27 protein-coding genes are annotated in these 24,994 nt (G+C 43.3%); 14 read left to right on the top strand and 13 right to left on the bottom strand.

Translation table 11 applies throughout. The features are described 5' to 3' along the window. Nucleotides 1-37: 37 nt before the first annotated feature. A complete protein-coding gene (locus L3V23_RS08930; RefSeq protein ID WP_237292212.1) occupies nt 38-1,720 on the bottom strand; it encodes an RluA family pseudouridine synthase in 1,683 nt (560 codons plus the stop codon). An 80-nt stretch (nt 1,721-1,800) separates the two neighbouring features. Then, nucleotides 1,801-2,646, bottom strand: coding sequence for a DMT family transporter (locus L3V23_RS08925; protein ID WP_237292211.1), 846 nt, complete (start codon nt 2,644-2,646; stop codon nt 1,801-1,803). A gap of 126 nt (nt 2,647-2,772) precedes the next feature. Here L3V23_RS08925 and dmeF point away from each other — a divergent pair, with 126 nt between their 5' ends. Together dmeF and L3V23_RS08915 are read left to right on the top strand one after the other, a co-directional pair. After that, on the top strand, nt 2,773-3,747 hold the full coding sequence (gene dmeF / locus L3V23_RS08920; RefSeq protein WP_237292210.1) for a CDF family Co(II)/Ni(II) efflux transporter DmeF: 975 nt from the start codon (nt 2,773-2,775) through the stop codon (nt 3,745-3,747). A 12-nt stretch (nt 3,748-3,759) separates the two neighbouring features. Beyond that, nucleotides 3,760-4,176: a MarR family transcriptional regulator gene (locus L3V23_RS08915; RefSeq protein WP_102987158.1), complete on the top strand. Its 417-nt coding sequence runs from the start codon at nt 3,760-3,762 to the stop codon at nt 4,174-4,176. A gap of 19 nt (nt 4,177-4,195) precedes the next feature. Here the strand turns inward: L3V23_RS08915 and L3V23_RS08910 are convergent, their stop codons facing one another. Next, the gene (locus L3V23_RS08910; protein ID WP_237292209.1) at nt 4,196-4,780 is read right to left on the bottom strand and encodes a LysE family translocator; all 585 of its coding nucleotides are present in this window, start codon (nt 4,778-4,780) and stop codon (nt 4,196-4,198) included. A 110-nt stretch (nt 4,781-4,890) separates the two neighbouring features. Here L3V23_RS08910 and L3V23_RS08905 point away from each other — a divergent pair, with 110 nt between their 5' ends. Next, the gene (locus tag L3V23_RS08905; RefSeq protein WP_102962412.1) at nt 4,891-5,334 is read left to right on the top strand and encodes an Lrp/AsnC family transcriptional regulator; all 444 of its coding nucleotides are present in this window, start codon (nt 4,891-4,893) and stop codon (nt 5,332-5,334) included. A gap of 79 nt (nt 5,335-5,413) precedes the next feature. Here L3V23_RS08905 and L3V23_RS08900 read toward each other — a convergent pair whose 3' ends face one another. Then, complete coding sequence (locus tag L3V23_RS08900; RefSeq protein WP_042485479.1) at nt 5,414-7,057, bottom strand: methyl-accepting chemotaxis protein; 1,644 nt, start codon at nt 7,055-7,057, stop codon at nt 5,414-5,416. A gap of 358 nt (nt 7,058-7,415) precedes the next feature. On the opposite strand from L3V23_RS08900, the gene L3V23_RS08895 reads away from it, so the two are divergent. The 4 genes from L3V23_RS08895 to pstB all read left to right on the top strand — a co-directional run bounded on the left by L3V23_RS08895 (nt 7,416) and on the right by pstB (nt 10,951). Next, nucleotides 7,416-8,237 (top strand): phosphate ABC transporter substrate-binding protein, encoded by an 822-nt coding sequence (locus L3V23_RS08895; RefSeq protein ID WP_102953691.1) that lies wholly within the window; start codon nt 7,416-7,418, stop codon nt 8,235-8,237. Between the two features lie 109 nt (nt 8,238-8,346). Continuing rightward, nucleotides 8,347-9,273: a phosphate ABC transporter permease subunit PstC gene (gene pstC / locus L3V23_RS08890; RefSeq protein ID WP_102967605.1), complete on the top strand. Its 927-nt coding sequence runs from the start codon at nt 8,347-8,349 to the stop codon at nt 9,271-9,273. Nucleotides 9,274-9,278: 5 nt separating this feature from the next. Next, complete coding sequence (gene pstA, locus L3V23_RS08885; RefSeq protein ID WP_102953690.1) at nt 9,279-10,166, top strand: phosphate ABC transporter permease PstA; 888 nt, start codon at nt 9,279-9,281, stop codon at nt 10,164-10,166. 35 nt (nt 10,167-10,201) lie between these two features. Beyond that, the gene (gene pstB, locus L3V23_RS08880; protein ID WP_042485491.1) at nt 10,202-10,951 is read left to right on the top strand and encodes a phosphate ABC transporter ATP-binding protein PstB; all 750 of its coding nucleotides are present in this window, start codon (nt 10,202-10,204) and stop codon (nt 10,949-10,951) included. Nucleotides 10,952-11,039: 88 nt separating this feature from the next. On the opposite strand, the gene L3V23_RS08875 is transcribed toward pstB, so the two are convergent. The 4 genes from L3V23_RS08875 to L3V23_RS08860 form a co-directional block, all read right to left on the bottom strand. Further along, nucleotides 11,040-12,140 (bottom strand): GGDEF domain-containing protein, encoded by a 1,101-nt coding sequence (locus tag L3V23_RS08875; protein WP_237292208.1) that lies wholly within the window; start codon nt 12,138-12,140, stop codon nt 11,040-11,042. After that, nucleotides 12,137-12,607, bottom strand: a complete 471-nt coding sequence (locus L3V23_RS08870; RefSeq protein WP_237292207.1) for a molybdopterin-dependent oxidoreductase — start codon at nt 12,605-12,607, stop codon at nt 12,137-12,139. Before L3V23_RS08870 ends, L3V23_RS08875 begins: the two co-directional genes overlap by 4 nt. Before the next feature lie 287 nt (nt 12,608-12,894). Continuing rightward, nucleotides 12,895-14,274, bottom strand: coding sequence for a YjiH family protein (locus tag L3V23_RS08865; protein WP_237292206.1), 1,380 nt, complete (start codon nt 14,272-14,274; stop codon nt 12,895-12,897). A 388-nt stretch (nt 14,275-14,662) separates the two neighbouring features. Beyond that, on the bottom strand, nt 14,663-16,339 hold the full coding sequence (locus L3V23_RS08860; protein WP_042485505.1) for a SulP family inorganic anion transporter: 1,677 nt from the start codon (nt 16,337-16,339) through the stop codon (nt 14,663-14,665). 257 nt (nt 16,340-16,596) lie between these two features. Between L3V23_RS08860 and L3V23_RS08855 the strand changes: the two genes are divergently transcribed. The 5 genes from L3V23_RS08855 (at nt 16,597) to L3V23_RS08835 (ending at nt 19,844) form a co-directional block, all read left to right on the top strand. After that, on the top strand, nt 16,597-17,226 hold the full coding sequence (locus L3V23_RS08855) for a hypothetical protein (RefSeq protein ID WP_102953687.1): 630 nt from the start codon (nt 16,597-16,599) through the stop codon (nt 17,224-17,226). A gap of 154 nt (nt 17,227-17,380) precedes the next feature. After that, the gene (locus L3V23_RS08850) at nt 17,381-17,680 is read left to right on the top strand and encodes an isoamylase early set domain-containing protein (RefSeq protein ID WP_042485941.1); all 300 of its coding nucleotides are present in this window, start codon (nt 17,381-17,383) and stop codon (nt 17,678-17,680) included. A 189-nt stretch (nt 17,681-17,869) separates the two neighbouring features. After that, on the top strand, nt 17,870-19,183 hold the full coding sequence (locus L3V23_RS08845) for a peptidoglycan DD-metalloendopeptidase family protein (RefSeq protein WP_237292205.1): 1,314 nt from the start codon (nt 17,870-17,872) through the stop codon (nt 19,181-19,183). 149 nt (nt 19,184-19,332) lie between these two features. Next, nucleotides 19,333-19,683, top strand: coding sequence for a hypothetical protein (locus L3V23_RS08840; protein ID WP_042485511.1), 351 nt, complete (start codon nt 19,333-19,335; stop codon nt 19,681-19,683). A 20-nt stretch (nt 19,684-19,703) separates the two neighbouring features. Beyond that, nucleotides 19,704-19,844 carry a hypothetical protein gene (locus tag L3V23_RS08835; RefSeq protein WP_171136917.1) on the top strand — a complete coding sequence of 47 codons (141 nt, stop codon included), beginning with the start codon at nt 19,704-19,706 and terminating at the stop codon, nt 19,842-19,844. A gap of 58 nt (nt 19,845-19,902) precedes the next feature. Here L3V23_RS08835 and L3V23_RS08830 read toward each other — a convergent pair whose 3' ends face one another. From L3V23_RS08830 to L3V23_RS08820, 3 genes are all read right to left on the bottom strand, one after another. Beyond that, a complete protein-coding gene (locus L3V23_RS08830) occupies nt 19,903-20,532 on the bottom strand; it encodes a glutaredoxin (RefSeq protein ID WP_237292204.1) in 630 nt (209 codons plus the stop codon). Nucleotides 20,533-20,587: 55 nt separating this feature from the next. After that, entirely contained in the window at nt 20,588-21,484 is an 897-nt protein-coding gene (locus L3V23_RS08825; protein WP_102953684.1) for a DMT family transporter, read from the bottom strand. Nucleotides 21,485-22,048: 564 nt separating this feature from the next. Then, a complete protein-coding gene (locus L3V23_RS08820) occupies nt 22,049-22,474 on the bottom strand; it encodes an organic hydroperoxide resistance protein (RefSeq protein ID WP_237292203.1) in 426 nt (141 codons plus the stop codon). A gap of 111 nt (nt 22,475-22,585) precedes the next feature. Between L3V23_RS08820 and L3V23_RS08815 the strand changes: the two genes are divergently transcribed. Together L3V23_RS08815 and L3V23_RS08810 are read left to right on the top strand one after the other, a co-directional pair. Beyond that, on the top strand, nt 22,586-23,053 hold the full coding sequence (locus tag L3V23_RS08815; RefSeq protein WP_102962419.1) for a MarR family transcriptional regulator: 468 nt from the start codon (nt 22,586-22,588) through the stop codon (nt 23,051-23,053). Between the two features lie 112 nt (nt 23,054-23,165). Further along, entirely contained in the window at nt 23,166-23,780 is a 615-nt protein-coding gene (locus tag L3V23_RS08810; protein WP_237292202.1) for a fumarylacetoacetate hydrolase family protein, read from the top strand. 82 nt (nt 23,781-23,862) lie between these two features. On the opposite strand, the gene L3V23_RS08805 is transcribed toward L3V23_RS08810, so the two are convergent. Then, a complete protein-coding gene (locus tag L3V23_RS08805) occupies nt 23,863-24,180 on the bottom strand; it encodes an AzlD domain-containing protein (protein ID WP_102987166.1) in 318 nt (105 codons plus the stop codon). Then, nucleotides 24,177-24,926, bottom strand: a complete 750-nt coding sequence (locus L3V23_RS08800; protein ID WP_102987167.1) for an AzlC family ABC transporter permease — start codon at nt 24,924-24,926, stop codon at nt 24,177-24,179. The genes L3V23_RS08805 and L3V23_RS08800 overlap by 4 nt, the downstream gene beginning before the upstream one ends. Nucleotides 24,927-24,994 lie beyond the last annotated feature (68 nt).

Genomic DNA, 24,994 nt, shown 5'->3' with positions numbered 1-24,994 from the left:
AGTACAAATTCGGCTTATTTGCTCAATGAATTTGAACTTAAAAATCAGGATCGACTTGGAAGTGCATACGCTCTTTTGTGTAGGGATGATCAAAGCTCAGACTTTCTGCGTGCAGATGAAGGCGCTTATCTTTTCGTCCGTATAGGTCATCGCCGACAATCGCCATATTCAGGCCGTCGGCGTGAGCACAGTGCACGCGAAGTTGGTGCGTTCGCCCTGTTTTTGGGTACAAGTAAACCCTGCTTTTGCCTTCATTGCTGCTGATTTTTTGCCAAAAGGTTTCGGCTGGTTTGCCGTGTTCGTAGCAAACCATTTGGCGAGGTCGGTCATCTAAATCACCACGCAGAGGAAGCGTGATTTCTCCTGAATCCGCTGTCAGTTCGCCACTTAATAGTGCTACGTAGCGCTTCTCAACGCCGCGAGTAATGAACTGCTTTTGCAAACTCTTGTTCGCGCGGCGAGTGAGTGCAAACACTAATATTCCTGAGGTCGACATATCTAACCGATGCAGTACAAAAGGACCTTCTACGTCGGTAAACATTGCCTCTAAGCGGGTTAGAACCGAGTCTTTGATATTCACTCCGGGTACAGACAAAAACTCAGCGGGTTTGTTGACGACGACAATCGCTTCATCTTGATAGAGGATCTCGATCTCTTTACCGTCAGCGGGGTTTTCAAGCAAAGGATTGTCATCCAGTTCAATCCCCTCAAGCATGTGGCCTAATATCGGATGGCACTTGTTGTTACATGCCGGATAATATTTCTTATGCTGGCGAATTTCGGATTTTGGTGAACGACCCCACCAGAATTCCGCTAATGCAATCGGCTTTAGTTGGTGTGCAAAAGCATATTGCAACAGTTTAGGGGCAGCACATTCGCCAGAACCGGCTGGTGGAATAGGATTCGACGTGCCTTCAAAGATGTCGACCAGCGATTTTTCATCACCCTGCTGATTTAAAAACTGATATTGCGAGAACAGTTTTTTCTGCAAAGCAGCAGAAAGCTGCTTACGCTTTTCTTTGAGTTCTTCGAGCTGATTCTGATGTTGTTCAAGTTCCGCTTGAAGCAGCGATAACTCGTTATCCCACTTTTGCTTGAGATGCTTGAGCTGATTCTTTTCAGTGACGCTCTGTTGTGCAAGTTGTTCAAAAAGCTCAGTTATCTCATCGTTAGACATGTTTTCAGGCGGTGTTTGACGCAATAATTTGCGCTGCTTGCGTCCTTCAATCATCACTTGACGATGGGTTTCAATTTCTTGCTCTGCTTGCTTTTGACAAGCTTGAATCGCCTCAGTTAACTGCGCAGAAATTGGCGACTCATTCAGCTCTCGAACTTGGCGGTTAATCTCTGCAATTTGATTGGCTTCCAAGCGGAAGAAGGTCTCGTCTTCAAAACGATCAAATACTGGCGGCACGAAGTGAGGCTGTTGCAGCTTTTCCGCCAGCAGACCAGAAAAGGCGGAGAGGTAACCTAGTTCGCCTTTTTGATTTTGTACCACTAACACGCCAAACATTTTGCCGTGAGAATCGGGTTCATTTTCAGTGAGCCCGAAAGGGTGTGTCCAATCGGTCTGAGTTTCAATATGTTGCTGTAGCTCTTTGGCGGCGACTTCACTTAGCGGATGAGGTTCATAGCAAAACGGAAAAGTAAAACGCTCCGGTAATGTGTATTCAGAAATGTCAGTCTGAAATGGGGTAAAACAATGATCGGAGTGCTTCATAACGTTGGAACCTCTTTTAGGTCAACAAAACCTAGATAGATATAAGCGCGGAATTTTACTGGGCACAGAGGGAAAATCCATCATTTTGTTTGTTTTCCCATAATCACCAGAACGATGCCGCCGAGAATCAGTGCGCTGACAAGGGTCAGGTGCAGGGTAAATACTTCTCCCACCAGTAGGGTTCCGCCTGCTATGGCAATCACAGGTACAGACAATTGAGCGACAGAAGCCTGCAACATAGTCAGATGACTGATCACTCGATACCACAAAATGTAGCCAGCAGCAGAAGCAATACTGCCGGAAAGCAAAGCGAGGACGATACCTTTGGAGGAGCTTGAATCTAGGTTCACCATCCACGGTGTCAGTAATACGCAAAGTAGCCCGGCAACCCAAAATCCTTGAGAAATGGCTGAAATAGGGTTGCCGCTGTTGCGGCCGACCAGAGTAAAGACAGCCCATGCTAACCCCGAAAGAATCATCAACAGAGCGGAGAGAATATCGGGTCTGGTGACACTGGGCGCCATGAGATAAACAAATCCGGATATAGAAACAACTAACCCTACAAGTTCTAATGCGTTGATTCTGTTCCCTTGGAAAAAGTGCGCCGCAAGTAAGCTAAGTTGCACCGTACCAAACAGAAGCAGAGCGCCTGTTCCGGTTGAAAGCTCCAAGTAGGCAATAGAAAAACACAATGCATAAGTAAACAGAGCCAATCCTGCTTTGATGGCGAACATCGGCTGGTAGCGCCTCTCTGTCTTTTTCACCATCACACTGTGTAAAACAATCAAAGTAATGGCCCCTGAAACCAGACGAAGGTAAGTAAAGGTGGTGGCATCAATTGTTTGGTCTTGCAACGCTAGGCGACACAAAATGGAGTTTGCTGCGAAAGCAAACATGGTAACGACAGTTAAGAAAACAGGTGACACTATGATTAACCTTCTTGTTATGTTCTGGATAATTTAAGGTTAAACACATGTATACAACAAACTTTAATTTACTTTGATAATCAAACTAACTACACTTTAGAAAATTTGATTATCAAAGTATTTATTATGCAAACTCCAAGTTGTCCTCAAACGCAGACGTTTTCATACACCAATGAGAAAGGTGAAAAACGTACCCTTTATGTTTTATTGCTTACGGTTGTCACCATGGCAGTCGAGATTGTTGCGGGTAGTTTTTATGGTTCTATGGCCTTGCTTGCTGATGGCTGGCATATGGGTACACACGCCGCTGCGTTTTGTATCACGTTGTTCACTTATCGCTATGCCCGTAAACATGAGAAAACCCGAGCGTACACCTTTGGTACTGGTAAAGTCGGCGTTTTGGGTGGATACACAAGTGCAATCGGCTTAGGTTTGGTGGCGTTAGTAATGGCTGGCGAATCCATTCATCGCTTGTTTAATCCGCTAAGTATTCAGTTTAATGAAGCGATTATTGTTGCTGTCGTAGGTCTTGTAGTAAACGTCGCCAGTATGTTTTTATTGCACGACCATCACGACCATCACGACCATCACGACCATCACGACCATCACGACCATCACGACCATCACGACCATCACGACCATCACGACCATCACGACCATCACGACCATGCTCATGAGCATCATCATGATCACAACCTTACGGCGGCTTACATGCATGTGCTGGCTGATGCGTTAACTTCGTTATTGGCTATCGCGGCTTTGATCGTCGGTAAATATTTAGGTTGGGTGTGGTTAGACCCAATCATGGGTATTGTTGGTGCTCTTGTGATCACTAAGTGGGCAGTAGGTTTAATGAAGCAAACAGCGCCTATTTTGCTTGATGCTCACATCAGCCATGACTATGAAACGAAAGTGCTCGCCAAACTTACTCAAGCAGGCGCAAAAGTCATTGATATTCACGTTTGGAAAGTGAGTGCGAATCATTATTCTGCGGCGATACGAATGTCTGCTGAGTCGAATAAAGATGCACTGTACTTTAGACAGGTGTTGAAAGAGTTTGATAGACTCCACCACCTTACGCTAGAAGTAAACCCGCTTTAAAGGCTATGACATATGCACCAGTTGACCGAGCTTAACAACCTGATTACTGAGTTCTACGACAAGATGTCCTCTTGGGAGATGTCCGTTGTTAAAGAAACAGGGTACTCATTGGCTCAAATTCACACTCTTGAGGTGTTAGGCTCTCACGGTGCAATGCGAATGAAAGAGTTAGCGAATCGACTGAGCATTACAACGGGAACACTAACCGTTCAAGTGGAAAAATTGGTTCAGGCGGGGCTAATAGAACGTCAATCCATCGAAGGGGATCGACGTTCTATTCAGGTTACTTTGACTGAAGAAGGGAAAGAGGTGTTTCAACAACACAACGCTTTGCACATGTCGCTCACTGAAGAGCTCACTCGTCGTTTTAGTACCGAGCAGCAAAAGAATCTGGCTCAAATGCTGACGCTAATCAATCAAGAGTTCTAACTCTCTCTAACTTCTCGCTCTAGATCATTGGGACTACGGAAAGCAACATTAGTCCTCCCATCGCTCCGTTAAACCAGCGCACATATTTCGGATGATGCATCCATTGACTAAGCTGTTTACCTGCCGCCGTCCAGACACTGACTGAAGGTACATTCACCATCGCAAATACAATTGCAATAATGGCTAAACCAACCCAGCTGGTGGTGTAGTTGTAAACACTCACTGCGGTCAAAGCCATTGACCAGCCTTTCGGATTCACCCACTGAAACATGGCTGCTGAAAGAAAAGTCATTGGTTTATAGGTCGTACTGCTTTGACTTGGCTTACTAAGCACAATTTTGACAGCCAGATAAACTAAATAGCCTAAACACAGCCAGTGCAGTACCTGTTGAATGATAGGGTATTGTTGGAATACGCCTATCAAACCTATGCCCACCAAAATGATCATGATGCTAAAACCGAAAGTGACACCAGCCATATGAGGAATGGTTTTCTTGAAGCCGACATTCGCTCCAGACGTCATCAACATAATGTTGTTTGGACCAGGGGAAAATGTGGATACAAACGCAAACATCACTAAAGGCCACCATTGATATAAATCCATTTTCTCTCCTGCTATTGTTATCAAATGATGGAAAAATTGTAATTGGATGCCAACGCAATTTTGTGCTTATATTTGTGTCTACTGCAATTTATAAGCAATAAAATTTAGCTATGGATAGATTTGACGAAAGAATATTGTTTGAGCTTCAGGCCGACGGAAGAATCTCAAATGTCGAGCTGGCGGAAAGGGTGGGATTATCGCCTTCGGCTACGTTAAGGCGAGTGCAGGAACTGGAGAGAACCAAAGTGATCAAAGGTTATCGCGCTGTATTGGACAAAAATCAGTTAGAAGTCGGTTTTATTGCCTATGTCTCTATAGGTTTGAATAGCCATACCAAGCAGTCGCAACTCGCATTTGAAGATCATGTTCGTTATGCCAAGGAAGTGGTGGAATGCCATAACATTACAGGCATGAATGAGTATCTGCTGCGCGTGGAAACTAAGGATCTAAATTCGTATAAGCGCTTTCACTCAAATGTCTTGGGTGAAAGTCCACAAGTGAAATCCATCTCGACCATGGTGGTGATGGATTCGCCGAAAGATGAACGGCAATAGAGATTCGAAAACGTACAATACAAAAAAGGCGATGGATTTTAACCATCGCCTTTGTGTTTATGTTAGGGCTACAAACGGTTTAAACGCGGAAGTGGCTAAGTTGTTCTTTCTGCTGCTCTGCAAGTGCAGACAGTTCTTGGCTTGCTGCCGCTGACTGGGTAATACCAGCAACGTTCTGGCTTACCAATTCATAGATAGTTGCCAAGTTGCGGTTAATATCCGAAGTCACATGGTTTTGTTCTTCAGAAGCTGAGGCAACTTGCGTGTTGATGCCATTCAGTTCCGAAATCGCCAGACTAATATTGTTGAGATATTCACTTACCTGATCGCCCAATGCTTGATTGGTTTCAATCATCTTCAAGCTCATATTCATACTGTCATTCGCAATGCCAGATTTGCTTTGCAGCTCTTCAATGATGAGCTGAATTTCCTGAGTAGATTGCTGAGTACGTGCCGCGAGCATACGGACTTCGTCGGCAACGACAGCAAAGCCACGACCGCTTTCTCCGGCACGCGCCGCTTCAATTGCCGCGTTCAAAGCCAGCAAGTTGGTTTGTTCAGAAATGCCTTCAATCACTTCGATGACCTGACCAATTTGCTCAGACTGTTCTTTCAAACCATTCACAACCAATGCTGCTTCATTAAGCTGGCGAGCCATATCGATACTTGCTTTGTGGCTTTGTTCGAATATCGCCAAGCTCTCTTTTGCTTGCTGATTTGCTTGTTGCGCAGCTTGTTCTGCTTGAGAAGCATTGTCGGTCACACTCTGAGCGGCACTTTCAAGCTGGTTTACCGCTGAAGCCACTTGTTCCACTTCTTGCTTTTCTTGGTCAGAGTTAACACTTGATTGTGTCATCACTGCCGCAAGTTCTGTTGAAGCTGAAGCGACTTCGACACTAATACGGATTAATGTTTCAACTGTTTGGCGCAGCTGTTTGGTTGTGGCGTTGATGTCTCGAGTTAGCGCACTCACTTCGTTGTTGCCTTCAACTTCAGCTTCAACTAGCAAGTTACCTTTCGCAACTTCACGCATAATCGTTTGTAGACTCTGAATCGGCTTAACGATGATACCCGCTAAAAGCCAACTGCAAAGTGCTGCAAGAATCAACACGGTGACAAATCCAATCATGGAGTTTTGCATTACTGTACCGTGATGATTTTCGGAAGCTCTGACACTTTCCAGCGCAAGCACGTTGAGCCTGCTTGAAAGTGCTTCAATCGCTTTGACCATTTGCGCGCCAGCATCTCTGTACGCGGCAGAGGCTTGCTGATATTTACTGTCAAAGCTTGAATCAAGATTGGTTTGGTTATGCTTAGTTTTAAGCAAGGGGATCATAGTGTTAAGAGAGTAATCTACATAGTACTTCATCGCTTTTTGTAACGAGGTAACTTCTGGCTGTAGACCTTGAACTGTGTTTAGAGATTGAAGAAGCTGAAGGTTCTTTGCTTCGTTCTCTTTTAGTACGGATTGAAGACGTGCGACTTCGTCAGGAGTGAACAAACTATAGATAGCACTGATGCGCATACTATAGGTGTTGTTAACAATATTAGTAACATCATCTTTGTGCTCAACAAGCTGCTCGGTGGATTGAGTAACATTTTTGAACGCAGTTTTAAGACTTGATGAGCTATATGTAATACCAACAGTCAGAAGAAGCATAGTAACAAGCACAGGCACGACAACCTGTAACTTGATAGACAACCCGGAGATCAGCTTTCGCATGATTTATCCTTATGTAAATAGTAGTAATTATTATTTGATATTTTTGTAACTTAGGGAGTTTATCGATTTAGAGTAATAATTCAATTATCTCTAACTTCAAAATAGTCAAGTTTTGCCTAGTATTTGAGCATTTGTGCTGCCTTTTTGAAGATTGTCTGATTTTTACTCAGATGATAACGTTCCCAATTGAAATTTTATTTGAAATGAGAAACTGGGTACATATGTTTTGAGGGCTTTATTTCAATTTGTCATGCAGTTTTCAACGAACTGAAACACAACTGTCACATTTGGATTCTAAAGTGAATCCCGTTCCAGTAAATCAACGGCAAATAAATTAGCCACTTAAGGAAAGAATGTGATGAAAAAGACAGTAATCGGTGCAATCGCTCTTCTAGGCGCCCTAGCAATTAGCCCTGTTTCCGCAAAAGAAACTATCTCAGCAGTGGGTTCTAGCAGCGTAACACCACTGATGGAAGTTTTCTCAGAAACATACATGAAAACAAACTCGGACGTTTTTATTGAAGTACAAGGCCCAGGCTCTTCTGCTGGTATCAAAGCAGCGAAGAATGGCAGTGCAGATATTGGTATGTCTTCTCGTGGTCTGAAAGACTCTGAAAAAGAATCAAACCTAGTAGAAGAAGTGATTGCTCGCGATGGTATCGCGGTAGTTGTTCACCCAAGTAACAAAGTGAAAGGCCTAACAGCAGAGCAAGTTTCTGAAATCTACAAAGGCGAAATCACTAACTGGAAACAAGTTGGTGGTGAAGACAAACCAATCGTAGCAATCACTCGTGATACAGCTTCTGGTACTCGTGGCGCGTTCGAAGAAATCATGGAACTTAAGAAAAAAGTTTCTGGTAAAGAAGTTTCAGCTATCTCTCAGCGTGCACAAGTTGCGAACGGTAACGGTGGTCTAAAAACTATGGTTGCTTCTAACCCATATGCGATTGGCTACATCTCTCTAGGTACTGTAGACGGTTCTGTTCATGCTCTTGCAATCGACGGTAGCCCTGCAACTGTAGAGAACGTTAAATCAGGCAGCTACAAAGTTGCTCGTCCTTTCCTAGTGCTTTACAAGAAAGGTGCTCCATCTGCATCAACGCAAAAGTTCCTAGATTGGATGCTATCGGATGAAGCTCAAAAAATCGTTGCTTCACACCACTACATCTCAGTGAACTAAGATTTAAATATTTAAGCTTTGCTCAGCCCGCCTTGGGCTGGGCTTTTGTATTACATACCGGCGAACTAATGAATGTTAGCTAGCTCGGTAGGTGAGATTGAGAACATCTATGACCATCGCAAATAGTGACAAGCTTATGGATATCGAAAAGACGCAAGCAAAGCGTAAACTGCGTGCACAAAAGCGCGTAGATTGGAAGGAGCGTTTCTTCCACGGTTTGTTTTTGACGAGTGCCGTTATCGGTATCGTTTCTCTAGCTGTTATTGCCTACTTCATCGTTAGAGAGAGTATTCCTGCATTCCAAGAAGTTGGCGTTTCTGGAATCGTTCTTGGCCAAGACTGGTTACCTCCGGCGTTATACGGTGTGGCTACCATGATTGTGGCATCGGTTGTTTCTACTTTCGGAGCGGTAATTGTTGGTGTTCCTATCGGTGTGCTGACGGCAATTTTTATCGCAGAGATTGCTCCTAAAAGTGTTGCGGACATCATTCGCCCAGCGGTTGAATTATTGGCGGGTATCCCTTCGGTTGTTTATGGCTTCTTCGGCCTAGTCATTATCGTTCCACTAATCCAGAACATTTTCCAAGTACCGGCGGGTAACACAATCCTAGCTGGGATTATTGTTCTTGGTGTGATGATTCTGCCAACTGTAATCACTGTATCTGAAACGTCGATTCGAGCTGTACCTCACGCTTATAAAGAAGGTTCTCTGGCTCTTGGCGCTTCAAATATCTACACCATTTTCAAACTTCTCGTTCCGGCGGCACGTTCAGGCATTATGACTGGCGTGATTCTGGGCATTGGCCGTGCACTTGGTGAAACCATGGCGATCATCATGGTGATGGGTAACGCGCCAGCAATGCCTGAAGGTATTCTTGACTCTGCGCGTACTTTAACGGCGAACATTGCGATTGAAATGTCTTATGCCAGTGGCGTTCACGCCAACGCGCTGTATGCAACAGGTGTTGTGTTGCTTGTGTTTATCATGATGCTTAACGCGGCTCTTCTGTACCTAAACCGTGAGAAAGCGAGGTAACGATTATGAGTTTCGCAAATCAAAAAAGAGCGGATCGCGCAAAACTAAAACAAGCACGTGAATTTAAAGACAACGTTTTAAGAGCGTTTATCTGGCTTGCGGCGGCTTTAACGGTTGGTTTTCTGTTCTGGATTATCTGGTACATCCTATCTAACGGTTTAAAACACGTGGATTGGGCCTTCGTCACGGACGACTACACTCGTACTGGTGATGAACACGGTATTTTCCCGATGATCATCTCAACCATTTATATGGTGGTAGCTTCAATCGCGGTTGCGGCACCGATGGGTATCATGACGGCGATCTATCTTACCGAATATGCCAAAGTCGGCAGTAAGCTGGTGAAGATAATCCGTTTCTGTACCGAATCATTAGCGGGTATTCCATCGATCATCTTTGGTCTGTTTGGTATGACGTTCTTTGTTGTGATTCTTGGTTTAGGATTCTCGATTCTTTCGGGTGCATTAACCCTAAGTATCCTGATTCTGCCAGTGATCATTCGTACCACAGAAGAAGCATTAATGGCGGTACCACAAACGTATCGCGAAGGCTCTTATGGTCTTGGCGCTTCAAAAATTTACACCATCTGGCGTCTCATTTTGCCAAGTGCGATCCCAGGTATTCTAACTTCTGTCATTTTGAGTATTGGCCGCGTTATCGGTGAATCAGCACCGGTGTTCTTAACCGCAGGTATGGTAGCTCGTGTTCCTGATTCTCTTTTGGATTCAGGTCGAACATTGACGGTTCACCTTTACAAACTGACAACTGAACTATTCACGATTGAAGAGTGGAATCAAGCGTACGGAACAGCCACTGTGCTGATTGTTGTTGTGTTGCTCATCAACATGGTTACCAAGTTAATCGCTAAGCGATTCAACACGGCAACTTACTAATCCGATACGACTGACAGAATTTAAGAGACACGACAATGAACAAATTTAATATTGAAAATCTGGATTTATTCTACGGCGAAAACCAAGCGCTGAAATCTATCAACCTGCCAATTCCTACTCGTCAAGTGACGGCGCTGATTGGTCCATCTGGTTGTGGTAAATCAACGCTATTACGCTGCTTGAACCGCATGAACGATCTTATCGAAGGCGTCACCATCAAAGGCAAGCTTGAGATGGATGGTCAGGATATTTATGGTAACGTTGATGTTGCAGATATCCGTATTCGTGTAGGTATGGTTTTCCAAAAGCCGAACCCATTCCCTATGAGCATCTACGAAAACGTGGCGTACGGTCTGCGTGCTCAAGGTGTGAAAGATAAGAAACATATTGATGAAGTGGTAGAACGTTCACTGCGTGGTGCAGCGCTTTGGGATGAAGTGAAAGATCGTTTGAAGTCACACGCGTTTGGTTTATCGGGTGGTCAGCAGCAACGTCTATGTATTGCTCGTACTATCGCAATGGAACCGGATGTGATCCTGATGGACGAACCGACGTCAGCTCTTGACCCAATTGCAACACACAAAATTGAAGAGTTGATGGAAGAGTTGAAGAAAAACTACACCATCGTTATCGTTACTCACTCAATGCAGCAAGCGCGTCGTATTTCTGACCGCACCGCATTCTTCCTGATGGGGGAGTTAGTTGAGCATGACGATACTCAGGTGATTTTCAGTCAACCAAAAGATGACAGAACAAAAGGCTACGTGAACGGTGATTTCGGTTAATCGCAACGCATTCACCAAAGAGATGTCATCACTGACAATGCTTACTGGCTAACACTATATAACTATAAAGCGATGGTAACCTTGCCCCTCATAATGAGGGGCCTTTTTTTTGATGCTTCATTACATACATTTTTTGGTCGGCAATGTGAATTAATTGGTTAATGTCGTTAGCATCATTTGGATAGGAGCTGATGCCAATACTGGTATTTAAAGCGCGATATTGATTGTCGCCGACAACAAATTCGTGTTCAAAACACTGCTCAATAAGACTTTTCATCCCTTCTAGCTCCAGCGGCTCTACACTGTTAATAATGAGTGCAAACTCATCACCACCCATACGGAAAAGTTCATAATCGAAGGTCGGAATATGAGACAAACGTTTGGTTACCTGTTGTAAAACAGAATCACCAGCCAAATGCCCAAAGTCATCATTGATGGCTTTAAAACCGTTGAGATCCAACAGGAACAGCGAGTAATGACTACTATTAGGTCGATGTGAAATGGAGCGAAACATCGACAATCGGTTGCCGATATCGGTCAGCGGGTCCGTTAACGCTAACAAACGATGGTATTGAGCTTCTTTGTACCAAATGAAACTCACCAATCCGATAGAGAAAAACAATAGCAGAATGAGTGCATATTGAATATTAGTCACATACTCAGCTTGCGCCTTCTGCTCTAAATACATAGGGCTTTGAATTTTGAAGTTATCGTTAATGTATTGAATCACGTCCTGATAAAGAGCTTCGGTTCTCGTTGTGAAATTAGCGAGTGACTGCTCGTCGTTAATGCTCACCAATAAGGATTCTAGTAGCTTGAAATGGTCAAATGTATTTTTGAAGTAGTGCAGCGTGCCGTCTATTTCTAAGAATTCATCCGCTTCGCTGTTATGTAAAATCAGATCAAAACGGCTCCAAGTAAGCTCATATTTTAGCTTCACATTTTCGAGATCTTCTGGGGTATCGAGAGCATGAGGCATGATAGATACCAGCTCTGTAAACTCTTTGGTTAGGTAGAACAAAAACCAAGTGGCTTTATGTTGCTTATAGGTGTAGGAACGAGCTAACTCCTTGGTTGAAGTTAGCGTATAGAGATTAGCGATCATTAAAACAACAGAGACGATCAGTAATAACGTCTTTGTTCGTTGAATTAAAGGATGTAACTGCTTACTTTGAGAGGCTGCAATCATTTGTATTTAATCGATATCTCTTTGATTTGCCATACCATTTGAGTGTGGTATTCCGGCGTATCTGTTTGCGGAAACGTTGACATATCGTAAATAAACCAGAATGGGCCTTTGTCGCGTACTCGCATGGGTTCGCCATTAATGGCGTAAGCCACAATTGGAGTGTAGCGCTTCAAATCATCAATAGAAGTTGTGGATGAGTAGTCGTTCAAAGCGATAAAGGAAACACTGGCTACATCTTTGGTTTTTAAATAACTCAACAAATCGATCATGGTGAAACCAGTAAAGACTGCGGCGTCAGGGTTGCTTCCCCAAGGAGTGCTAGTGGTAAAACTCACAACAGGTAACTCGCTTTTGAGCTGATGCATCGACAATACAACTGGTGCTTGATCTGGCAGTCTTACAGTTAAGTCATACGCTGACGCGAAAGTACTAATAAAGAGTAGAGAAGCAGCTAAAATCCGTTTCATTCCATTCATTCACTTTTATATGTTGAGCGCTATTTGTACATAAATCGTCTGCAAAACGATCTATTAAGAGTTTTCCTACGAAATTATACGGTGCATATCTAGCCAGTTCTATTTTTTATTAAGACTTATAGTGCTTAAGCTAGGTTGTTTAGGACTAATAACTGGAGTTTTATGCAATGAGGTGAATGAAATTCTGAGGATAGATATGGAGGGAGTTTTATATCATTTCAGCACAAGGGAATAAAAAAGGCTTCAACGAGTGAAGCCTTTTGTTTGCGAGTCTGAAATTAGAAAATCAAATGTGCAACACCAGCGATAACCGGTAGTGTGATTAATGTACGTAGAATGAAGATAACAAACAGTTCTACGAAGTTAACCGGAATACGGCTGCCTAGCATTAGCGCACCGACTTCAGACATGTAAATAAGCTGAGTAACAGACATTGCTGCGATAACAAAGCGAGTCATCTCATTATCAATTGAAGCTGCAAGGATTGCAGGAATGAACATGTCTGCAAAGCCAACCACAATTGTTTGAGATGCTTGAACCGCTTCTGGTACGCCTAATAGCTCTAGGTAAGGAATAAATGGTTGACCTAGAATCGAGAACACAGAGGTGTATTCAGCAATAACAAGAGCAACAGTACCTAGACCCATAACAACTGGAAGTACACCGAATACCATGTCGATAGCGTTACGAATACCTTCGCCAAACACTGACTTGAATGATTTCACTTGGCCAGCTTTCGTTAGTGCAAGCTCCATACCCCAAGAAAAAGACGAGTGACCTGCTGGAATCGTATCTGCATCCGCATCAGGTTTTGAACCATCAATGAAAGTGTTCTTCTTCAAGCTTAATGGTGGCAGGCGAGGAATAATGATCGCCGCAACAAAACCAGCTAAACAGATAGCGCCGTAAAATGGCAGGAATAAATGTTCCAATTCTACCTGAGCAATAACCACTAGACTGAACGTGATAGATACTGCTGAGAAGGTTGTACCGACAACAGCTGCTTCACGTTGAGTGTAGAATTTGTCTTCATATTGCTTACTTGTCAGTAGGATACCTACGCTGCCGTCACCTAACCAAGAAGCCACACAGTCAATTGCACTGCGGCCCGGTAGGTTAAACAGAGGACGCATGATTTTGCTTAGTAGCGCGCCCATTAGTTCTAACAAACCAAAGTTAAGCAGTAGTGGCAGTAGCAGACCTGCAAAAATGAACACCGAGAATAGCGTTGGTAATAAGCTTTCCAGAACTAAACCACCCGTGTCTCCTTCCCAGATAGCTTCAGGACCAACTTTGAAGAAAGTCATGATTACCGCTGCACCGCCAATGACACGTACAGCTAACCATAACCAAGAAGGGTTAAATAGGTTGTTTAAGAATGGCTTCTCAACAATGAATGCCGGTTTGAAAAGTTTCGTCGCAAAAGAAGCAACCGACATAAATGCAATAATAGTGGTAATAATTGCAACTAAAGAGTCACCAAACAAAGCTTGTACTGATTTTGCTAATACAGCGACAGGAATGGTGAATGAACCGTCATAACTGATCGGTGCCATAAATAGGAACACCCCGATCAGAGAAGGGATCAGGAACATCCATAAACTTCCAGAAGATTTCTGTTCTACTGGAGTATCTAGTGTTTGAGCGTTATCTTGCATTATTTTTCTCGTGTTACTACTAGTCAATTAACACCATGTCCTTGGTATATTAATTCACTAAACATCCGTATTTACTCATTGGCGCGAGAATATCTATTTTTTGAAGCCTAAGCAATACTATTCATCAAAAAAGAGTAAATATTCATTCCTTTGCACTCTGAGAATGGCAAATCATGGTGATTTGTTTCGTTATTGTTACACTGGTGAAGGATTTGTATAAAATCATTTGTGTGCTTAATGTGAAGTTGGGCACAGACTTGTAGATCGAAATGCGGGTCGAAAGAGGTTTGCTTTCTATAAGTTACAGAATTATAAAGAAAAGCTCTTGGTTATTCGACCAAGAGCTAGAATCTAAGGATTGACAAGGGGAGATGTTTGCTTTTTCGCGTTAGGTTGGGTCTGAATTTGTTAATGAATTTTTATCGATGGTATTTAAGCTGATACGTAACGCGTCATCGAATTCTTTATACACATTCTCTTCACCCACAAGTTGAATAATTCCCGCCCTGTCGAGCTTTTGGGTGACACGCGGATTTGCACCTGATATGAGTACCGTGACATTTTTATGATGGAAGTTTTCGATGATTTCTTCGAGAGCTTGCAGTCCGGTAATGTCCATAAACGGTACCCATCTTAAACGGATGATAAGAATCTTCGGAGTTTCCTGAATGCTGGTCATCACACGTTCAAACGTTTCCGCTGCGGCAAAAAAGAACGGTCCATCGAGTGCATAAATAGCCAATTCTCGTGGTAATGCGCTCTTTCCATGACGCTGTAAATCAGGGGTTAATTCTTCAGGTGTTGATGCTTTCACTTCAACGCTTGAAGCCATGCGTTTAACAAAGTGAAGAATAGCAATAATCACACCTATGTTTACCGCCACTACAAGGTCTGCAAAAACAGTCAAGCTAAAGGTAATAAGCAGAATAACCACATCCGCCTTGGGAGCGCGTTTAACCAGTTTAACGAAGTGTGGAATTTCACTCATATTCCAAGCAACGACGAATAGAATCGCGCTAAGCGTTGCCAATGGAATGTTGACTGCCAGTGGCGCTAAAACGAGTAAGATGACGACAAGTGTTAAGGCGTGAATAATGCCGGCTAGTGGGCTATTACCCCCATTGCGAATATTGGTTGCGGTACGGGCAATAGCGCCTGTAGCTGCAATACCACCAAAAATAGGTGCGATGATATTGGCAATGCCCTGGCCCACTAACTCTTGGTTTGAATTGTGTTTGGTGCCCGCCATACCATCAGCAACAACCGCAGAAAGTAGAGATTCAATTGCACCGAGCATAGCGATAGCAAAGGCAGGACCGATCAACTGAATAATCTGAGAAAAAGAGATATCAGGGACGGAAAGCTCTGGTAAACCTTGAGGAATACCTCCAAAAGCTGAACCTATGGTACGCACGCCATCAAAGCCGATGACATACTGCAATGTGGTCACCACTACCAGTGCCAGTAAAGGTCCCGGAATGCGTGACAACTTTGGAATTTTAGGCGCTGCAATGACCAATACCAAAGATAATAAGGCTAATAAGGTGGTTGTTAAGTGAAATTGTGGGAACGCGTGGAAAATAGAAATCAGTTTTTGATGAAAATGCGCACCGCTGATCTGAGGCAGACCAAAGAAATCTTGCCATTGACCGACCCAAATGATGACGCCAATACCACTGGTAAAGCCGACGATAACAGGATCTGGGATATAGCGAATGATACTGCCGAGTTTGGTTACACCAAGAACAAGCAGAATGACACCCGCCATCATGGTCGCGATTTGTAATCCACCAACGCCATGCTGAGCAACAATCCCCGCCAAAATAACGATAAATGCGCCAGTAGGACCTGCGATTTGAACTCGCGAGCCGCCAAATATAGAAACAATTAAGCCAGCAATAATTGCAGTATAAATACCTTGTTCAGGTTTCACCCCTGATGCAATCGCGAATGCCATTGCTAAAGGAAGAGCAACCACCCCGACAATCAATCCCGCACTTAAATTGTTTAACCAATGCTTACTTTTGAACAGACCTGCTTTATGGGATTCATAGATGGCAAACATATCAATAGCCTTAAATATGGTGTGGTAATCGAACGGCGTCTGATTCTACGCTCATTTCCTATCCTGTAAAGGTAGGATTCAGATAGATTTTTAGCTGCAAAGTTTCCCTAGATTACAGTGCCTCGCGGGTAAAAATGACACTATAGCAAAGCGATCGTAATGAATTTTTACTAATAGTCTGTTGGCTTAGTACTCTCAAAGTCGGAAGGCTTGAGTTATAGTGTCCGCGCCTTATAAAACATCAAACTATAAACATTATGAAAAAACGTCTTTTACCTATTCCTCTGATTTTGCTCACTCCTATTGTTTTACTCGTTATCGTTGTGGTGGCGGGGGTCTATCGCTTCTCACTTTCTGATCAAGAGATCATGGCGAAATTTCCTACCACAACAATAAAGCAAGACCCGATCGCTCAAGCTGTTTTTGGATTGGACGTACCCAACCCAATCACCGTTCCGGTTCCTGAAACCCCAAGCTTTGCATTTATGGAGTCTTGGGATGAGCAGCAGCGCTGGGTGGGCGGCACTTATGATTCGGGAAGCGAGCGTGGCTCTGTCGCATTGGATACTCAACTAATGCTTAAACTGGAAGGCTTTGAAGAGCAACATGGTTACCTTTCGGTGATTCGTGTTTCGAATCAGGGCTCAGGCGTGTTCAACTATTTAGCCTTATTTAAATATGACTCACTCAGATCTCGAATGGTGATGGTCAGCAGCCAGCTTTTAGGGGATCGTGTTGATGTACAATCGTTGGTACAAAATGGTGGCAACGTAACCGTGACACTTTTAAGCCATGAAAATAATGTGGCTTTTTCTGAGGCAGCAACGGAATCTGTGTCTATACTGTTTTCGATATCGGAGAAATATCAGCTATCTCTATCCAATTAGGAACGCAGTTTCAGCAGGGTAGGTGCATAGTAGGATAATGGCTTAGTGATACTCAGTTGTTTGAGGAAACTTCTTGGCTGAAGTTGAAAGTTTATTTTTGAGTTTCTATCATTTGCCTAGCAGAACACTTTTTGAGCAAAAAATGGAGTTTGACATGATTAATAAGCGTTTCTTTAAGACAAAAGATGAAGTAGAAGTGACATTTGAGCTGGATGCACCTGATGTCGCATCGAATGTCGCTATTGTTGCTGATTTTCTTGATTGGCAGCCTCAGCCGATGAAGAAAGTTGCAAAATCCAGTGTGTTTAAGTTTAAAACCCGCCTACCAAAAGATTCTAATTACCAGTTCCGTTATCTTTTAGACGAAGAACTTTGGGTGAATGATCCACAGGCTGATCAATATATTCCCAATGGCTATGGCGAAGATAACTGCATGGTATCCACACACCAATAAATTAGTTTAGATACCATATAGTTAAAAGTAATGTTGATTGGCTACTGAAGGCTAAACTTGCACTATAAACAGTACTTCTAAAAAGGCACTTTTGTGCCTTTTTACTATTCTTTACTCGCTCAATAATGACTTTTTGTTAAGAAAGCCGTAATCTGTGCCTCTTTTTAAATGATTTACACAGGTAAGGTTGTGCTTTCAAAATCTGTTATTTTGCGATTTTCAGAGCTTTCAAAAAGAAAGAAAGCCTTTGCATTAGGGTTACCTATTGTAGCTGCTGCAGCCATCTTGTTATCGTCAAATCCTGAGTCAAATCAGCGACGTATTGCTTTATCTATCCAAGAATCAGACGTAGTAGAATCGATTTTTGGCGAGTCAAAGCAAGAGAGTTTGCCACTTCCTGATTACGAATATGTAATCAAATCCGGTGATAATTTAAGTAGCATCTTTAATCAGCTTGGTTTTTCCTACCAAGAGCTGATGAAGATAATGGAAACCGACTTAAACTATCTGGCACTGGATACATTGAAGCCTGGCAACATACTGCGTTTCTGGTCAGGCGATAACAAACGAACTCTGGCGAAGATGGAGTTAGAGTTTAGTTTGGTTGAGCGAGCGGTTTATTCGCGTGTTGAAGATGGAAGTTTTGAATATAAGGACGTAACTTTACCTAGCCGATGGAAAGAGTTTGCTCTTGTCGGTGAAATTCGGGGTAGTTTTTCACAGTCTGCGAATAAGGTTGGTTTGGGCAGTGCTGAGATCGATCAAATTGTCGCGTTGTTGAAGGACAAAGTGAATTTTGGCCGAGATTTACGTGCTGGTGACCAGTTTGAAGTGGTGCAATCTCGCCAGTATGTCGGTGAAAAACTGACAGGCAACCGAGAAATTCAAGCGATTAAAATTTATAGCCGTAATAGCGAAGTTTCTGCGTATTTATACAAAGATGGCCAGTATTACGACAAAGATGGCAACAGTCTTCAACGTGCTTTTCAACGTTATCCAACAAAAACACATTGGAGAATGTCATCAGGCTTCGATCCTAATCGTCATCACCCTGTAACTGGACAGTATGCACCGCACAATGGTACGGATTTCGCGACTCCGATAGGTACGCCAATCCTGTCAACCGGTGATGGTGAAGTGATCATGACTCGTAACCATCCGTATGCGGGTAACTATGTTGTGATTAAACATGACAACACCTATAGCACTCGTTATTTGCATTTGAGCAAGATACTGGTGCGTAAAGGGCAAAAAGTTACTCGCGGTCAACGCATTGGTTTGTCGGGTAAATCAGGGCGTGTAACTGGTCCGCATTTGCACTATGAATTGATCGTTCGTGGTCGTCCGGTTGATGCAATGAAAGCGAATATCCCAATGGCAACTTCGGTGCCGAAAAAGGAGATGTCCGTGTTCCTTGCTCGACGTGATCAGCTCGATAAAATTCTCGACTCGAAAGAGAGCATGCTTGCTTCAAATACCAAAGACGTTCCTCAAGAAGGTTAGTCGTTGGTTCATTAATGTTTTAAGAGCCCTATCGTTTGATGGGGCTTTTTTATGTTTTAACCATCTATGTTTTAAAGATGTACGTGAAGATGCTTTGTCTGCCGCTTTACGTATATAATCCGCCGCGTACTTTATTGAGGAGAGATTTTATGCAGCAAAACGAATTTGAAGCTTTAGTAAAAAGCTTATGTGAGAAAGAGAACCTGCCTCAGGCTCTGGAGCTGCTAAAAGCGAGCGAAGATAAAGAGGTTGCGGAAGCGGCTCAGTCGTTAACTGGTCAGTTTGCATTGGCGGAAGTTGATGGTGAGCAACGCATTTATCACGTCTTTTTGCAGCAGGATGAACAAGGCGAAGAGCAAGAGTTTGTCGAGCATATTATGAATGAAGGTGACGATGTGATTAAGTTTGTCGCTTGGTTCTTTGATATCCATTTTGATGTTAAACATAAAGATACTTACCAAGCAGCAGGAAAAACCTATCAGCAGCCGAAAAGAAGCTAACTGAGTTTTCGCAGACAGCTATGAATTTTCAATTAGCATCAGCCTATATGGTGGCGGGTGAAGTGGTTGTTAAACAAGTGATGAAAGAAACGCTTTACGGAAAAGCTAAAGCGAAGAAATCATCGCGTATAAAGATGTTTGTTAAGAAAATCTTTCAGTAATTAAAAAGCCCTGAGGTTAATAGTCTCAGGGCTTTTGCTTAATCGATTGGAGATGGTTTTAGCCAATCTCTTTGCGATGAATCGGATGAACATTTTCTCCGTTCGATAGGCCTTCTTGATTCAAATCTCGCTGCGCTAACCATGTTTCTAAATCGATGCATCCACCTATGTAGTTGCCTTCAATCCAAATTTGCGGAACCGTCACGGGCGTTTTTTCTCCGATAATGGCTTTCACCTCGGGAATCATTCTGTACAGCGCCGCGCCGTCTTTTACCACATCATGGTACTGGTAATTGATGCCAGATTTGTCCAGCAACTGTTTTGCTTTGGCACAGTAAGGGCAGGTCTCTTTACCAAACACGATATTGCCCTTCAACGAGTCACGCTTTGTCCATTCTTTAATCGCAGCTTGTACCAGCAGACCTCGGTTTAGGGCTTCTCCTTGGCTCACGACTTGCCCTTCAAGGATAACAATTGGCGCATGCCAAGCTCCGTGCTTCAAAGGTTCCCACCAATGCGATAGCCAGTCTTTCACTTCTAATTCAACAGGAACGTCTGCGAGTTCGTTTTTAAACGTATCGAGCAGTATGTCTTTTGTCAGTGTGCATTCACCGCACGGAATGTTCACTTTAAATGGGCCGAAGCTGCCTGCCCATCGATATAAAGTTATTTTAATTGGCTTTGTCATGGCTGATAGATACCCAGTTAACCTTCGTTTGATCACTTACAACATAAGAACGAACTCAGGCGGTTTTTATTTCAACGTGGCTCTTTTTTGCTTCCCACTGAGTAATGAAGGCGACAGACAAGATGATAATGATTGCCCCAAGCCATAGTCTACCCGGTGGAACCCAACCGAAAACCATCCAGCCAGCAAGAACATTCAACGGCAGTTTTGCATGGTCGAAAGGCTGTACGAAGGACGCATCCGCTACAGAGTATGCTTTAACTATCGACCACTGAGCTAAGGCTGTCATCGCGCCAGCAGCAATAAGTAATACCCATAACGTACCGCCGACAGGTGTTTGCCATTCAGGAATCGCCAAAAGTAAGTTAAAGGGTGTAATTAACAGCAACAGGTAAACAACCATAGTGGACGGGTTATCGACGGAAGAGAGTTTCTTTACCATCAGTGAATAACATGCCCAAAAAAACGCCGCGCCAACAGGAAGCAGTGTTGCCCAGCTAAAGTCTTCAGCCCACGGTTCAAGAATGATCATTGCGCCGATAAATCCTGTCAGCGTTGCACCCCAGCGAGCGATTCCTACTTTTTCTTTCAGAATTAAGCCAGAGCCGACGGTGGCAAATAGTGGAGATGTCATCAGCAAAGCAATGCCTTGCCAGATAGGCACAGGGTAGGCGAGTGCCCATAACCACAACTGAATACCGATTACGGCTAGGAAAACACGAAATACGTGCCAGCCAAAATGTTGGGTACGTAAAGATCGGCGAATGCCCAGCGTTTTGAGATAGGGAAGGATAACCACAATAGCGACTGCGTATTGAATCAAAGCCACCGTAGTTGAAGTAAGTCCGAACTTGATGGTCGCAATTTGCGTCACGCTGTTCACAACAGCAAAAGCTAACCCCGCTGTTAACATCCAAAAAGCGCCATGGATCGGCTGGTGTTTTCCGTTCATTTGAAATGCTTATACAAAGTAGATAATAGGGTGAATCATACGTTCTATTTATAGTGAAACCAATGTCGATTATCTGTTGAAGCTGTTCAGAATCTTTGAGGTAAGTTACAGATAAAAAAAGACCTCCTAGAAGGAGGTCGAAAGAACATGAAGTGACCAGTGATTTCTGCCTTATCACTGAAAAGAAGCACAAACGCTGCCTGCATTTGTATTTTCTATATAGCATTTACTGTGCCAACAATTATTTTTATTAATTTACAATAAGTTATGAAAATGTTGCGTGTTTGAGCAAGAACGTTATGTGCATCTTCATGGCGCACAACGCTGTGATGTGGTGCAAAAAAAAGACCAAACGAATGTTTGGTCAAAAGGATTTATCTTGGGAGTATTTAAACCAAGCAAACATTATGAGTGACAAATACATAGAGTATCTGACCCAATTTCATTGCTGCGTCTAAAGGTAGACGGATTACGTGACGGTTTGATTTCAACTTGTTGTCATTATTGTGACTTGCAAAAAAAAAGCTCGCACTTGGCGAGCTTGTTGAATACACATGCAAAAAATTAAGCGATTTTTATGCCATTCGCTGTCAGACCAACTGCGATATTGCCACGAGTTGCGTTTGAGTAAGGACATACTTGGTGAGCCGTTTTCACTAGTTCAACCGCTTGCGCGTCTTCAAGATCTAACTGAACATCTAGGCTAACAGTTAGAGCGAAACCACCAGTTTCGTTAGGACCAATACCCACTTCAGCGGTTACAGGAGCGGATTTAAGCGCTACTTTTGCTTCGCGAGCAACATGAAGAATCGCGTTTGAGAAACATGCTGAGTAGCCTGCTGCAAATAGTTGCTCTGGGTTTGTCGCTGTACCGTTACCGCCCATTTCTTTTGGGTAGCTCAAGTCTACAGACAGTAAACCGTCATCTGTTGAAACTTTACCGTTACGGCCTGCTAGTGCTGTTGCTTTAGTTGTGTAGATAGTCGCCATGTTTATCACCTTAATATATGTTGTGTGCAATCTAATTGTTTGCAATATTAAATCGATCTTTAGGTCGAATGCAAGTATATTGTGCACAATTTATTTTTGAGAGAGAGAAACATGAGTCATTGTGGAACAGGCAAGAGTACGGATTCACTTGCTACAGAAGAGCTGTTACTGCTTGATAAACAAGTGTGTTTTCCTTTGTATAGCGCAGCCAACGCTGTGATTCGTGCGTATCGACCATTGCTTGATGCTCTCGATCTTACCTATGCGCAATACTTGGTGATGATGGTACTGTGGGAGACAAACGGTATTAACGTAAAAATTCTTGGCGAGCGATTGCACCTCGATTCAGGCACATTGACTCCGCTGTTAAAGCGTCTTGAAAACAAAGGTATTGTGCTGCGCAAACGTGGTCAGTCTGACGAACGTGTGCGAGAGCTTTTCCTAACGGATGAAGGTTTTGCGCTAAAGCAAAAAGCATTATCGGTACCCAACGCTATGCTATGTAAGTTTGACCTTGAACTGGATGACCTGATTTCGTTAAAAACACTTTGCGAAAAGGTCATTGCGAAGTTGTCCTGAACTTGGAAAATCGGGTCAAAGATCTTAGTTCTAGTAACAGATCCATCAATTTAGTTGTTGAATTGTATGGATAAGATAAAATTTGTGCTCATTCAATGTTCAAGGAAGAAAAATGAACTCGGTTCGATTAGATGAGCAACTGATTTACCCGTCAAAAGTGGTGTGCATTGGACGTAATTATGTTGAGCATATTAAAGAGTTAAATAATGCCATCCCTGATCAAATGGTGGTGTTTAACAAGCCCAACAGCAGCGTAACCTCGATACTGAACTCTTTCCATCAGGAGACTCTGCATTACGAAACAGAGATCTGTTTCATGATTAAAGATGGTCAGTATGCTGCGGTTGGTTTGGGTTTGGATCTCACCAAGCGTGAACAGCAATCTGTATTGAAAAAACAAGGCCTACCTTGGGAACGAGCAAAGGCTTTTGACGGATCAGCAGTGTTCAGCCGTTTTATACCGCTAGAAGGGATTGATATCGCTTCTCTGCATCTGGAGCTACTGATCAACTGCGTTCGAGTACAGGCGGGTGGTGTTGAACAAATGATGTTCAAACCCGATGTCATTTTGCAGGAATTAAAGTCTTACACCACTTTATTTGATGGTGACATCATCATGACAGGCACTCCACAAGGTGTGGGAGAAGTTCATCGCGGCGATGTTTTTCTAGGTCGTCTAAAAAGCGGTGATACCACACTTATCGAGATTGAATGGCCTGCTGAATAATCGGCAGTTGATTTCCTTCTTACCTCTTATTCATATCGGTGATGTGAGAAGGGAAAACAGATTTCGTTTTCCCTTTTCTGGTTTATCCCCAAACAACCAAGTTAAGCACCAGAAATACCGCCATACTCACCACAGTAGTGAGCAGTACGTTGTTCGTTTTCCAAGCAATAATGCCAGCTAGAACCGCAGCCCAAAGATAGGGGTTGCTGACTGAGGTATTAAGCTGACTGTCGTGTGTAAAAACGATCGGTGCCCAAATTGCCGTTAATACCGCTGGGCTGGAATAGCTAAGTAGTTTCTGCACGCCCGGGCTAAGTCTTAGTGGCAGTCTGGGTTCAAGAAATAAATATCGACTGAGAAACACCAAACAGGTCATTGCCAAGATGGAGATAATAATCATGCTTTATCTCCCGTTTCTTTGTTGCTTGGCGTCTTTTTCGTTAAGGCTAGTTCGCTGAAATATCCGGCTAGCATAGCGCCAACGCTGGCATACATTAAGCTGCCGTTTACATTAAAGATTGTCAGAGTGACAGACAGTATTAACGCGGTAATTACGGAAATAAGAATCGGAATGCTCTTAACGTTTGGGATAACAATTGCAATAAAAGTCGCTGCAACTGCAAATTCTAAACCAATAGAATTGAGCGACGGAATGTAACTTCCCGCTACAATGCCGACCAAAGTGGCTAAGTTCCAGATTAAATAGAAACTGAAGCCAGCCCCCAATGCATACCAGCGGTTAAACTGTTTTTCACTTTGTTGACCACATAATGCAAACAGTTCATCAGTAAGCAGAAACCCGAGAATCACACGCCAACGGGTAGGTAGTGGGCTGATTTTTTCTCTCATCGAGACACTATAAAGAAAGTGCCGCGAAGTAATGAAGAAGGTGGTGATCAGCATGGTCATTAAGCCTGCGCCCGCTTTTATCATGCCTGTTGCGACCAATTGAGCGGAACCCGCAAATAAGATTGCCGACAAAGCTTGGCTTTCAAAGGGGTTAAGCCCAGCCTCAATTGCAAAGGAACCTGCGAGCAAGCCCCAAGGCAGAACCGCGACACTGAGAGGCAGCATGGCAACTGTGCCCTGCCAAAAAAGCCGTGGTTTGGAGTCTACTGCGTGGTGCGGCATCGCCGTACTATTCATAAATCGTCCTTAATATCATGGTTCCCCTGATTTATTTGAGTAGGTTGGGGAACCGTTAAATTCCATCT

This window comes from Vibrio sp. A1-b2 (assembly GCF_021726015.1).
GTDB lineage: Bacteria > Pseudomonadota > Gammaproteobacteria > Enterobacterales > Vibrionaceae > Vibrio > Vibrio diazotrophicus.
This window is presented reverse-complemented; position numbering and strand designations above follow the sequence as displayed.

Coding starts and splice junctions, on each gene's coding strand:
- L3V23_RS08930 (WP_237292212.1), bottom strand. CDS start 1,720: ATGAAGCACTCCGATCATTGTTTTACCCCATTTCAGACTGACATTTCT.
- dmeF (WP_237292210.1), top strand. CDS start 2,773: ATGCAAACTCCAAGTTGTCCTCAAACGCAGACGTTTTCATACACCAAT.
- L3V23_RS08915 (WP_102987158.1), top strand. CDS start 3,760: ATGCACCAGTTGACCGAGCTTAACAACCTGATTACTGAGTTCTACGAC.
- L3V23_RS08910 (WP_237292209.1), bottom strand. CDS start 4,780: ATGGATTTATATCAATGGTGGCCTTTAGTGATGTTTGCGTTTGTATCC.
- L3V23_RS08905 (WP_102962412.1), top strand. CDS start 4,891: ATGGATAGATTTGACGAAAGAATATTGTTTGAGCTTCAGGCCGACGGA.
- L3V23_RS08900 (WP_042485479.1), bottom strand. CDS start 7,057: ATGCGAAAGCTGATCTCCGGGTTGTCTATCAAGTTACAGGTTGTCGTG.
- L3V23_RS08895 (WP_102953691.1), top strand. CDS start 7,416: ATGAAAAAGACAGTAATCGGTGCAATCGCTCTTCTAGGCGCCCTAGCA.
- pstC (WP_102967605.1), top strand. CDS start 8,347: ATGACCATCGCAAATAGTGACAAGCTTATGGATATCGAAAAGACGCAA.
- pstA (WP_102953690.1), top strand. CDS start 9,279: ATGAGTTTCGCAAATCAAAAAAGAGCGGATCGCGCAAAACTAAAACAA.
- pstB (WP_042485491.1), top strand. CDS start 10,202: ATGAACAAATTTAATATTGAAAATCTGGATTTATTCTACGGCGAAAAC.
- L3V23_RS08875 (WP_237292208.1), bottom strand. CDS start 12,140: ATGATTGCAGCCTCTCAAAGTAAGCAGTTACATCCTTTAATTCAACGA.
- L3V23_RS08870 (WP_237292207.1), bottom strand. CDS start 12,607: ATGAAACGGATTTTAGCTGCTTCTCTACTCTTTATTAGTACTTTCGCG.
- L3V23_RS08865 (WP_237292206.1), bottom strand. CDS start 14,274: ATGCAAGATAACGCTCAAACACTAGATACTCCAGTAGAACAGAAATCT.
- L3V23_RS08860 (WP_042485505.1), bottom strand. CDS start 16,339: ATGTTTGCCATCTATGAATCCCATAAAGCAGGTCTGTTCAAAAGTAAG.
- L3V23_RS08855 (WP_102953687.1), top strand. CDS start 16,597: ATGAAAAAACGTCTTTTACCTATTCCTCTGATTTTGCTCACTCCTATT.
- L3V23_RS08850 (WP_042485941.1), top strand. CDS start 17,381: ATGATTAATAAGCGTTTCTTTAAGACAAAAGATGAAGTAGAAGTGACA.
- L3V23_RS08840 (WP_042485511.1), top strand. CDS start 19,333: ATGCAGCAAAACGAATTTGAAGCTTTAGTAAAAAGCTTATGTGAGAAA.
- L3V23_RS08835 (WP_171136917.1), top strand. CDS start 19,704: ATGAATTTTCAATTAGCATCAGCCTATATGGTGGCGGGTGAAGTGGTT.
- L3V23_RS08830 (WP_237292204.1), bottom strand. CDS start 20,532: ATGACAAAGCCAATTAAAATAACTTTATATCGATGGGCAGGCAGCTTC.
- L3V23_RS08825 (WP_102953684.1), bottom strand. CDS start 21,484: ATGAACGGAAAACACCAGCCGATCCATGGCGCTTTTTGGATGTTAACA.
- L3V23_RS08820 (WP_237292203.1), bottom strand. CDS start 22,474: ATGGCGACTATCTACACAACTAAAGCAACAGCACTAGCAGGCCGTAAC.
- L3V23_RS08815 (WP_102962419.1), top strand. CDS start 22,586: ATGAGTCATTGTGGAACAGGCAAGAGTACGGATTCACTTGCTACAGAA.
- L3V23_RS08810 (WP_237292202.1), top strand. CDS start 23,166: ATGAACTCGGTTCGATTAGATGAGCAACTGATTTACCCGTCAAAAGTG.
- L3V23_RS08805 (WP_102987166.1), bottom strand. CDS start 24,180: ATGATTATTATCTCCATCTTGGCAATGACCTGTTTGGTGTTTCTCAGT.
- L3V23_RS08800 (WP_102987167.1), bottom strand. CDS start 24,926: ATGAATAGTACGGCGATGCCGCACCACGCAGTAGACTCCAAACCACGG.